Genomic DNA, 9,374 nt, shown 5'->3' with positions numbered 1-9,374 from the left:
AAGCCAGCCCGTGGCGCCGGGCTGGCTTCGCTGTTTCTGGCCTATGGCTCGACCAGGCGCTGGTACAGCAGCACCCCAATGCGCCATTCGTCCTCGGACTGCGTCACGCCCTGGAAGGTGGTGATGCCGCTCCAGCCATCGGCGCCCAGCTCGAACACGGCCAGGGCGGGCGTCTCTTGCCCTTCGACCAGGTAGCGCGCCACGTAGCGGCGGCGCACCACGGCCTTGGCCTGGGCGTGCTGCCATTCCAGGCGGGCCCAGATCTCGTCGGGGTCGATCAGCGCCCGGGCCAGCAGGCGCATGTACTGCTCGCGGCCGCGCTTGGTCACCTTGAGCTGGCCCTTCGTATCCGTGAACAGCTCCTCGCCCACCACCAGGCGCTCGCCGATAGCATCGCGCACGATGGCGGGGGCGCCTGGCTGCACGCCCAGCGCCTGCAGGTAGGCGTTGAGGTAGTCGCGCTCGGGCAGGCCCTGGGGCAGCAGCTCGGTCGCCGGCAGCGGCCGGGGTGGGGGCAGCGGATCGAGCGGGCGGCGGTTGGGCAGGCCGGGGCCGCCTGCGCTGCCTGGCAGTGGTGGGTCGGGCCGCTCGGGCGGGATGGCGCTGCGCAGGCGGGCTGCGCCTGGCGCGTTTTCAAAACCGGGGTCGATGCCTTCGGGCACGCGGACCATGCGCGGGCCGATGGCGCTGCGCTGGCCGATGACATGCTCGACCAGGTTGGTGGCGGGTGCCTGGTCGGGCCCGGACTTGCCCAGGCGCTGCAGGTCGCGCGGCCACAGGCCCCGTACCTTGCAATGGCAGAACCAGCCGTTGGGCGGGAAGTGGCTCTCCCACCAGGGGTGGCCGCGTTCGAGGACGAGGCCGTCCCAGCTCACATGCTCGGGCCGGGGGTTCTGCACCCAGTCCTGGTGGTCGTACTGCCAGAACGGGGCGGCCTGCAGCTGCTGCCAACGCCCGGCCGCATAGCTGGCGGCCAGGTTCGTCTCGTAGATGACGCGGCTGCGCCAGGCGCGGCCGCCGTTGTAGTCCCAGCCGTGCTTGGCGACGATGGTGTCGAAGTCTTTGCGGAAGTCTTCGAGCGTGGCGCCGCCGTCGATGGCCTTGGCGACCGCTGCGCGGAAGTCGGAGACGATGGCATCGCGGTTGGCCCCGGCGACGACGAACGCATAGTCGTGCTCGCGGGTGTAGATGTCGGTCCAGCCGTCGGTCGGCAGGTTGACCTTGCGCCGGAAAAATTCCGACTGCTCGGCGAAAGGGAGGGAACCGAAGGCGGCAGTGGGCATGGAAAGGGGCGACGAGGCGTTTATAAACGGCGTGGAGCCGGGGAAGGCGGCGCCGACGTCCGAAGGCCGCCCCCAGGGGGTCGAGGGGCCTTCACGGCGGCGGCGGTCAGCGAGTGCGCCGGACCCATCGCCATGCGTCCTTGCGCACCTGGCGAGCGGCACGCCAGAGCAGCCAGCAGAGGAACCATGCGGCCATGAAAGGTGGCAGTAGCCAGAGCCACCATCGGTTCCATCTGGAGGCCACCAGGCGCCGCGCGTTCATCGCACACCCGCTGCTTCGTCGAGCACGTCGGCGCGGCCTGCCAGCTCGGCGGCGCGCAGGGCCTCGGCCATGAGGGCGGCGTACTGGTCGAGCGTCATGCCGGGCAGCAGCTGGTCCAGGCCGTCGCGGATGGCCTCCAGCGAGGTGGCGCTCTCCACCAGGTTGCGGATGGGCTCGATCCAGGCCTGCAGGGCCGGGGCCATGTTGCGGGCCAGCTGCGGCTGCATGAGCACCGGGGGCGGCAGATCGACGCCGGCAGCGGGCAGCACTGCCGTCGCAGCGGCTTTGCCTACTGGCAGCGCTGGCGGTACCGGAGCACCTGCAGGAGGTTCTGGCGTCGGCGGCGCTGCGGGGGCACCGAGCACCGCTTCGCCAGCCTGTGGCATGGGGATACCCAGCTTTTCGTGGGCCCAGGCCACCGTGGGTGTGACGCCGATCTTGACCAGGGACGGCAGCGCCGAGGCAAAGGTGGTGAGGTCCTCGGGCTCCTGGGCATTGAGCCGCATCTGAGGGCTGCGGCGCAGGCCACCAGGCAACAGGCCGTTGATGGCGCCGATGGCGTAGACCAGGTCGCGCGTCAGCGTGCTGTTGGCCTGGCGCACATCGCCATCGCGCAGATCCTTGCGCACCTCGTTGTGCACGTTGCCCAGGGCGTTGGTGCTGCTCTTGCCGTCTGCGCCGCTGGTGAGGGTGCCGCCCAGGATCACCTTGGACTGGGTGCGCTCGCACCAGGTGATCATCAGCTCGAAGGCGGCAGGGTCACCCGTGGCCGCGTCCAAAAAGTCCAGCTCCATGCCCTCGGGAATGATGCCGGCCGCGTTGTGGCCTATGCCGACCAGGGCGCGCAGCAGCGTGCTCTTGTCCTTCTCGCTGGCGCTGGCCGGGTATTTGCCCAGACGCAGGGGGATGCCGTAGATCTCCAGGAACTCGGCCAGGTCGCCCACTGAGTAGTTTTTGAAGAGGTAGGTCCACACCAGTTGGCGGAACAGCGAGGCGCGCTCCAGGTAGCCGCTCTTGGCTTTGTGGACGTGGGTGATCCAGCCGAAGGGCTGCAGGGTGTCGCCCACGGTGCCGTCGACCACGTTGTGGGTGCGCAGGCGCAACTCTTGCCGGTAGCCCCGGTGCAGGTTGAACCAGCTCTGGGGGCGGTGGGTGATGGTCTTGGGGAGCCAGTAGCGCTCGACCCGGTGCCACTCGATCTCCTGGCAGGCAAAGCCTTTGCCGATGGCGTCGGTCAGGTCGAACACGACGTCTTCAAAATCCGGGATCTCCAGCATCATTTCGCCGAGTTGCTCGGTGGCCTTCTTCTCGGCCGCGCTGGCGTTGACCGGGGCGACCAGCTCCCAGTCGAGCACGCATGCGCGGCGGCGCTTGCTCATCTCGCTGGCGATGTGGCCGTCTTTTTCCTCCATGTCCTCGAACAGCTCGAACTGGGAGATCAGGTCGCCTTCCTCCGCCTGGTCGAGGATGCGGGCCAGGCGCGAGGGCGTGAGGCCGCGTGTGGGGTGCCGCTGCAGCTCGCGCTGCAGGTGGGTGAGGCGCGAGGTCTGCGGCTCTGCCAGGTCGGGCGTAGTGATGGGCTGGCCGTCTGGGCCGAGGATGCGAGAGGTTGCCATGGGGGGTCACCAGGTAGCGGAGTGCTCGGGCATCTGCAGGTCGCCATCGTCCTGGCTGTCCGAGCGGAGGTTGTCGAAGCCACGGGGGAGCTGGGGCACGGAGGTGAACTCGATGGTGCCGCTCATGTTCAAGGTGGCGAACCAGCCGAGGGCCAGCATGACGGCGCTGTCGCCGTGGCGGAGCAGGTCCGGGTCTTTGACGTCCTTGCGGCGCACCTTGCTGACCATGGCGATGCCGTCGACCTCTTCGATGGCGCGCAGATCGCCCGCGACGTCGGGGTCGGCCGGGATGTCGATCATCCCGTCCTCGAAGCCCTGGACGAGCTTGGGCATCCAGGTGCCGTACCAGAGGCGGCTGAGCTTGATCTGGTGGACGTGGCTGCGGCCGAACTTGTCGGCGGTCTCTTCGGCCAGCGGTTCGCCGGAGCCGCCAGCGTCCATGGCGCCGCCGCAGCGCCTGGGCAGATGCTTGATGGCGTACCAGGTGATCTGCTTTTGCTGGGCATAGGGCACCTTGTGCATGTCGATGGCCAGGGCCAGCTGCCGGCGCATGCCAAGCCCCAGGCTGAGCGCGCCCCAGCTCGAAAAATCCCGGTGCCGCGCGTAGTCCTGCGCGAAGACGTGGCGCAGTTGCGGGTCCAGCCGGGCGAGGGCCGGGTCCAGATATCGCTGGATCCAGTCGTCTACCCACGAGGTGCGCTCCTCGGTCGTGAGACGCACGAAGTCATCGTCCAGCGCCAGGCGCAGCACACGCTCGGGCTCCAACGTGGCGGCCTGCTCGATCCACACGCCTGGCAGGCACACGCCGTTGCCGTCGCGGGGGATGGCGTCCAGCTCTTCGCGCATGGCGGCCTTGCGCACGCCATAGCCGTTGCGGATCTTGCTGTACCAGGCCTTCTTCGCTTCCTCGGTCGGCTCCGTGCCGGACATGAGGCAGACGCGTTCAAACAGGCCGTTGGCGACGGCGTCGTCGAAGGTGACGGTGTAGACCACGGCATCGGTGCCGTACCGGCCGGCCTCGATATCGCGGCAGAACTGGGCGAACGGGTTGTTCTTGCCGTTGTGCGAGCTGATGACGGTGATCTGGCCGCCCCAGATCAGCAGCGCAGCCGCTGCATCGAGCACGCCCTGGACGTCGGGGTGGAACGCGGCTTCGTCGATCACCACATGGCCCTGGAGCCCGCGGATGTTGGCCGGGCGGCTGGACAGTGCGCAGACCTGGAAGCCCGAGGCGAAGCGCACCCGGTAGGCGGTGATCTGGCGGGTCTTGCCGGTGACGGGGTCCTGGTCCTCGAACAGGAACTCTTCGACGCCGGACACCTCGCCTTGGGCCTTGGCGATCAGGCGTGAGAACTTCGCCACGTAGCCGATGGCTTCGAGACCTTTTTCTTTGGTGTCGCCGATGTAGAAGACGTTGGCGCCGCCGAACTCCTTGCGGGCTGCGGCCACCAGGGTCTTGCGCAGCATGGTGCCGTAGGTGATGCCGGTGCGGCGCCCCTTGGGAATGGCGATGATGGCGTGGGGCAGCGCGGCGGCCTCACGCTGGTGCAGCATGAGCACGCCCTCGGCCAGCAGGTTGAGGTTGGCCGGGATGGACCGCACGCTGGCTGGGAGGTCATCCCATTCCAGCGTGCGCAGGGTAGTGCCGAGTGGCTGGATCAGCGAGGCCATCAGCTGTCGGCCCCCTTGGGCTTCTTGATCCCCAGGAAGTCGCGTATCCAGAAGTCGAGCTGCTCCTGACCCATGCCCTGGGCTTTGGCGATTTCCTGCAGGTTGGCCTGCTGCTCGGCCAGCAGCTTGGCGCGAGTGTCGCGCTCCACCTTGGCCTGGAACTCTTTCAGGTTGATGCTCGACCTGGTCAGCGTGGCCACGTTCTTGGCGGCCTTGGACAGGATGGCGACGCGCTCGGCATGGTCGGCGTCTTCGGCGTCGGCTGCGGCCTCCTGCATTGCCAAGATCGCTTCGAACAGCTCGGTCTGGATCATGGCGGTCAGGGCGCCGCTGCGGGCGTCCTGGTCGTCGCCGGCATGGGCCTGGATGATCTTGGCCGCCTCGGTGCTGGCGCGGATCGCCTGCAGGCGGCGCTCCAGCTTCTGGCCATAGCGGCCGATGGCGCTGCGACTGGGCAGATCGCCAGCCTCGCTCTCCAGCGGGAAGCGCTCGCGCAGGTCGGCGATCAGCTCGTCCAGGGTCTGCGAGCCCGTGGCCAGCATGGCCTGGATGTACGCTTTGACCTCACCTGACAAGCGGTCGATGCTGCTTTTGCGGGCCATGTGTCAGGCCTTGGGTGGACGGGCGATGCCGGGCTCGACGGGGACGGTGTACTCGGCGATGTCGATGCCGTAGCGGGTGAGGTCTGCGCTGACCTGGCCGATTGGGTCGGTGAAGATCTTGACCAGGTCGCGGCTCTCCAGGTAGTCCAGCTCGCGGCGGATCTCCATCTCGGTGGCGTCGGGGTACTCGCCCTGAACCACCTGCTGCAGGAAGCGCAGGGTGGAGTGCGTGGGTCGGTTGATGTTGGCCGCCAGCAGCAGCACCCAGCGGATGAACTCGCGCCGGGCGCGGGCGGCCTGGATGATCAGCGTTTGCTCATTCATGGTTCTTGCCTCGCAGCAGGATGTTTTCAAAGCGCATGTTGATGGCGTCCAGCCTGGCCATGATGGTTGCGAAGGCCTGGACATAGTCTTCGCGGCGCACGTAGTTCAAAGGCAGTTCGGCCTTGAGCTGCAGGATCTCGCGCTCGAGGCGCTGCCAGTTGGCGGCCTCGATGCGGCTTGCGGCTTCGATACTGTCCAGCCGGGCGATGAGTTGGGCATGGGTTGCGTCCTGGTGGCGCTGGGCCTGGGCGGCAGCGACCTTGATCACGCCCCACAGGGCGCCGAGCCCGCTGAGCAACAGCCCCACCAGTTGCCAGAAATCGATTTGCAAATTCACGCGTTTCCCCTCCGTTCGGCGTGCACCTTGCACGCCACACACATCTGGCAACCCGGCACAGCACGGCGGCGCTGAGCCGGTATGGTTTCTGCGCACCTGGTGCAGCGCACGGCCGAGTCGGCCTCGGTCTTGCCGGCCAGGCCGGCGCGGAGCGCCTGGCTTGCCAGGGCGTCGGCGAGGATCTCGGCCTCTCGCGCGCTGGCGCGGTCTACGTCATCGCTCAATCGCGGCCCCCTGCAAGGTGGGGGCGCCGATGACCTGGTGCACGAACTGCTGCAGGCCCCCTACCTGGTCGCGGAGTCCGTCAGCCTCTGCTGCCAGCCCTTGATATGCAGCTGCGCTTTCGCTGAATAGCTGCCGGGCGGTGGTGGCTTCGCGAGCGCAGGCGGCAAGGCCGGCATCTCCTGCTGGGTAGGGATCACGGCGGGCGTCGAGGCGGGCGAGTTGGTCGCGCAGGCTGCGCACAGCAGCAGCGGCACCAGCAGCATGAGCCTGGCGCTCGGTTTCACGTTGGGCGGTTTCATGGGCGACTCTCTCGGCGTTGCGGAACTTGAGGACGTTGTCGGCGGCGGTGGCGGCGCTGCGCTCGGCCTCCTGGCGGTCCCAGTCGGCCTGGACGCGGGCGGCGCCCTGGGTGTCGCCCTTGGCGATGAGGTGGCCTTCCCATGCCTTCACCCCGAAGATCGCCGCGCAGATCAGCACGGCGATCAGGATCAGTCGGTATTGCGCGCTCACAGGCCCGGCCCCCAGGACAGGTAGCGGGGCTGGAGCACCACCAGGATGCGGTGGGGGTAGCCCAGGTTTTCACGGCAGTGCAAGGCTGCGCGGCGGGCTTTGCCGCATGCCTCATCGACCTGGGCGCGCGTGGGCTGGGCCAGCCCGGTACTGGCGGCCTCCGCTTGCCAGTGGCCGAGCCCGCCGTTGTAGCTGCGCAGGGCGACCCACATGCGGTCGCGTGGCGTGTATCGGGCGGGGGTGCGGGCGTACAGCCAGTGGTTGTAGGCCGCCAGGGCCTGCAGGGCCCACGCCGGGTTGAAGGGTTGGGGGTCTGCCAGGCTTGAGCGTACCGAGGGCATCCAGCGGGCCGTGGCAGGCATGAACTGGGCCAGGCCTGCAGCACCCACGCGGGATACAGCGTTGGGGTTCCACGCCGATTCCTGGTGTACCTGGGCGGCAAAGACCGCGACCGGCGCGTCCAGGCCCCACTCGGCCTGGGCAACGCGGATCAGCAGGGCCTTGTACTGCAGCGCAGGCTCGGGCACCTGGGCGCGGCAGCTCTCGGCCACGCCCAGGGCCAGCAGGCACGCGAGGATGGCCCAGGCCAGGGGCTTGCGCAGCAAGCGGGCGATGATGGGGCTGCGCACGTCAGAGGCCCGAAGCCACGCCGGAGATCACGGCAGCGACGATGATCGCGCGGCGCAGCATGGCTGCGGCAAACGGGAGGGTGTAGCCCGGCGCGATGGGGTGGTCGGCCTCGTCGGTGGGCTCGGTGGAGCCCAGGCGCCAGTCGCGTGCCAGGTAGCCGTCAGGCCGTGCGTACGGGAACAGTGCGCGGTCGAGCCAGTACGCCATGACGGCGGCCAGGGCGACCAGGGAGGCCTTGTAGACGGTGACCTCGAACTTCTGCGGGGCGACAGCCGCGATGATCGCGACCAGCACCACGGCGAGAACGAGCCAGGTCGAGGTGCGCGGGACGCGCAGCCAGGCGGGAACGGAGTCTCTGAGTTGCATGGGCCCCTCCAAGGGCAGGACAGTGATGAACAAACCCCGGGGGGTGAGTCGTCAGTGTCTGCAGGAGGGAATGCGGGGTCTTGTGGACGAGGGAACTATTCGTCCGAGGGGCAGGCGCTACGGGCTTTGCTTCGCATCATCAGCCGCGCCTCCACCGGGTCAATCGTGCATCTGCACGCTGGATGCGCATGGGCTGGATTCTGGAGGTGCACCATTCCCTCTTCAACTGGCACGATCCTATCGATACCAATACCGCAGGGATCACCCCGCCAACCTGCATTTCTATTCAGATGCAGATGGCTGTAAACCACGTCTCCCGATGGATAACGATGGGAAAGCAATCCGAGCACTTGGGGATCGCGGAACATCCGGTGGGTCAAGTGCATGAGGCGCTGAAATAGCAACTCCAGGAGTGTCGGCCCGTCGTATGCATCCATCCATTCGGCTTGAGCTTCGTCGACACCAACAAACTCATCTGCAGAACGCCAACCCAAGGTTCTTAGGTATGCCTCGCCTCGCTGCCAGTGTGCACCGTCGGGCCAGTGGCCCTCAAGCATCCGCACAGCCTTGTCATGGCCTTCACCGTAGATGGACAAGAATGCATGACGTAATTCGTCCAACGCCTTCCGCGTTGGCATTGCCAGCTCGAGCGCAACCAAATCGAAAGCGCCCGCCGGAGTCCCCTCAAAACGCTCCGCGTCTGAATCAGTCATGGCCGTCCTCACGCTTCAACCGCGCTGCATTCCTGCAGAGCAAAACATCAAACCGCGTCTTGTCCCTATGCTCTTGGACCGTGAGCCACTGCAGGTTGTCGACCTGATCAGCGCCACCCGAGCACAGGGGCGAGATGTGGTCCACCTGGTGGCCTGGACATGGCCCGCGGCGGGCACCGTTCACCGGGCACGGGTAGAGGCGCTTGAACTCAGACACCACCGAAGACGAGCGTGGAATGCGGGCGTGCGCGTCGGTGGCGAAGAGCATCCCCGCCGCCACCGCGAATGCCAGCCCAAACAGCCTCACAGGTCCTTCTTTGCGTTGCGGCGCTCGAATTCGGTCAGCTTGAGGTCCCATGCATCCTGCAGTGGAGACTCCACGAACAAAACGGCTGACGAGCCAAGGAAGTGGAAGCGCATGCGCGAATCCGCGAACCGCCACGAGACGCCTGGATACTTCCCGCTCTCCGTGGCAGGCGAGCCGTACTTGTCACTCAAGGCCTGCTGCACATCCTTCCCATAGAAGTCGTGGAACCCGATGTTCAATGCACCGAGCTTGTCCTCGTAGAACAGGAATCGGGTGTCTTTGGCCTCTTTGGCGGCCACCGTAAAGCTCGGCACGCTACAGGTGCGCACTGGAGAGATTGAGCTGTCCCAAGCCTTGTCACGGACAGAAAAGGAACACTTGGCTTTCGGGTTGACCTTCTTGAACTCAGCCTCGCTCATGCCAATCTGCAGGCCCTTGATCTCCAGCTTATCGGGCCCTGCCCAGGCAGCCCAGCTGGCCTGAGCGACGATTAGCGCGATGGTCAGATTGACTGCTTTCATTGCCCCC

General features: G+C 67.0%; 12 protein-coding genes. All 12 read right to left on the bottom strand.

What is annotated here, in order from left to right:
- Nucleotides 1-41 precede the first annotated feature (41 nt).
- Complete coding sequence (locus U5N23_RS07735) at nt 42-1,283, bottom strand: PBECR2 nuclease fold domain-containing protein (RefSeq protein WP_322592221.1); 1,242 nt, start codon at nt 1,281-1,283, stop codon at nt 42-44.
- Between the two features lie 258 nt (nt 1,284-1,541).
- A complete protein-coding gene (locus tag U5N23_RS07730; RefSeq protein WP_322592220.1) occupies nt 1,542-3,161 on the bottom strand; it encodes a DUF935 domain-containing protein in 1,620 nt (539 codons plus the stop codon).
- A gap of 6 nt (nt 3,162-3,167) precedes the next feature.
- The gene (locus U5N23_RS07725) at nt 3,168-4,832 is read right to left on the bottom strand and encodes a hypothetical protein (protein WP_322592219.1); all 1,665 of its coding nucleotides are present in this window, start codon (nt 4,830-4,832) and stop codon (nt 3,168-3,170) included.
- Nucleotides 4,832-5,434, bottom strand: a complete 603-nt coding sequence (locus tag U5N23_RS07720) for a phage protein Gp27 family protein (RefSeq protein ID WP_322592218.1) — start codon at nt 5,432-5,434, stop codon at nt 4,832-4,834. The genes U5N23_RS07725 and U5N23_RS07720 overlap by 1 nt, the downstream gene beginning before the upstream one ends.
- A 3-nt stretch (nt 5,435-5,437) precedes the next feature.
- Nucleotides 5,438-5,758 (bottom strand): hypothetical protein, encoded by a 321-nt coding sequence (locus U5N23_RS07715; RefSeq protein ID WP_322592217.1) that lies wholly within the window; start codon nt 5,756-5,758, stop codon nt 5,438-5,440.
- Nucleotides 5,751-6,095, bottom strand: a complete 345-nt coding sequence (locus tag U5N23_RS07710; protein WP_322592216.1) for a hypothetical protein — start codon at nt 6,093-6,095, stop codon at nt 5,751-5,753. Before U5N23_RS07710 ends, U5N23_RS07715 begins: the two co-directional genes overlap by 8 nt.
- A complete protein-coding gene (locus tag U5N23_RS07705; protein ID WP_322592352.1) occupies nt 6,092-6,205 on the bottom strand; it encodes a TraR/DksA C4-type zinc finger protein in 114 nt (37 codons plus the stop codon). The genes U5N23_RS07710 and U5N23_RS07705 overlap by 4 nt, the downstream gene beginning before the upstream one ends.
- A gap of 103 nt (nt 6,206-6,308) precedes the next feature.
- A complete protein-coding gene (locus U5N23_RS07700; RefSeq protein ID WP_322592215.1) occupies nt 6,309-6,830 on the bottom strand; it encodes a hypothetical protein in 522 nt (173 codons plus the stop codon).
- On the bottom strand, nt 6,827-7,459 hold the full coding sequence (locus U5N23_RS07695) for a transglycosylase SLT domain-containing protein (protein ID WP_322592214.1): 633 nt from the start codon (nt 7,457-7,459) through the stop codon (nt 6,827-6,829). The genes U5N23_RS07700 and U5N23_RS07695 overlap by 4 nt, the downstream gene beginning before the upstream one ends.
- A gap of 1 nt (nt 7,460) precedes the next feature.
- Nucleotides 7,461-7,826: a putative holin gene (locus U5N23_RS07690; RefSeq protein ID WP_322592213.1), complete on the bottom strand. Its 366-nt coding sequence runs from the start codon at nt 7,824-7,826 to the stop codon at nt 7,461-7,463.
- A 95-nt stretch (nt 7,827-7,921) separates the two neighbouring features.
- The gene (locus U5N23_RS07685) at nt 7,922-8,539 is read right to left on the bottom strand and encodes a hypothetical protein (protein WP_322592212.1); all 618 of its coding nucleotides are present in this window, start codon (nt 8,537-8,539) and stop codon (nt 7,922-7,924) included.
- Nucleotides 8,540-8,842: 303 nt separating this feature from the next.
- A complete protein-coding gene (locus tag U5N23_RS07680) occupies nt 8,843-9,367 on the bottom strand; it encodes a hypothetical protein (RefSeq protein ID WP_322592211.1) in 525 nt (174 codons plus the stop codon).
- Nucleotides 9,368-9,374: the final 7 nt, after the last annotated feature.

The sequence above is a fragment of the Acidovorax sp. genome (assembly GCF_034519795.1).
Classification (GTDB): Bacteria; Pseudomonadota; Gammaproteobacteria; order Burkholderiales; family Burkholderiaceae_C; genus Acidovorax.
This window is presented reverse-complemented; position numbering and strand designations above follow the sequence as displayed.

Bases quoted from the DNA above. Each gene is read 5' to 3' on its own strand.
- U5N23_RS07735 (WP_322592221.1), bottom strand. From the start codon at position 1,283: ATGCCCACTGCCGCCTTCGGTTCCCTCCCTTTCGCCGAGCAGTCGGAA.
- U5N23_RS07730 (WP_322592220.1), bottom strand. From the start codon at position 3,161: ATGGCAACCTCTCGCATCCTCGGCCCAGACGGCCAGCCCATCACTACG.
- U5N23_RS07725 (WP_322592219.1), bottom strand. From the start codon at position 4,832: ATGGCCTCGCTGATCCAGCCACTCGGCACTACCCTGCGCACGCTGGAA.
- U5N23_RS07720 (WP_322592218.1), bottom strand. From the start codon at position 5,434: ATGGCCCGCAAAAGCAGCATCGACCGCTTGTCAGGTGAGGTCAAAGCG.
- U5N23_RS07715 (WP_322592217.1), bottom strand. From the start codon at position 5,758: ATGAATGAGCAAACGCTGATCATCCAGGCCGCCCGCGCCCGGCGCGAG.
- U5N23_RS07690 (WP_322592213.1), bottom strand. From the start codon at position 7,826: ATGCAACTCAGAGACTCCGTTCCCGCCTGGCTGCGCGTCCCGCGCACC.
- U5N23_RS07685 (WP_322592212.1), bottom strand. From the start codon at position 8,539: ATGACTGATTCAGACGCGGAGCGTTTTGAGGGGACTCCGGCGGGCGCT.
- U5N23_RS07680 (WP_322592211.1), bottom strand. From the start codon at position 9,367: ATGAAAGCAGTCAATCTGACCATCGCGCTAATCGTCGCTCAGGCCAGC.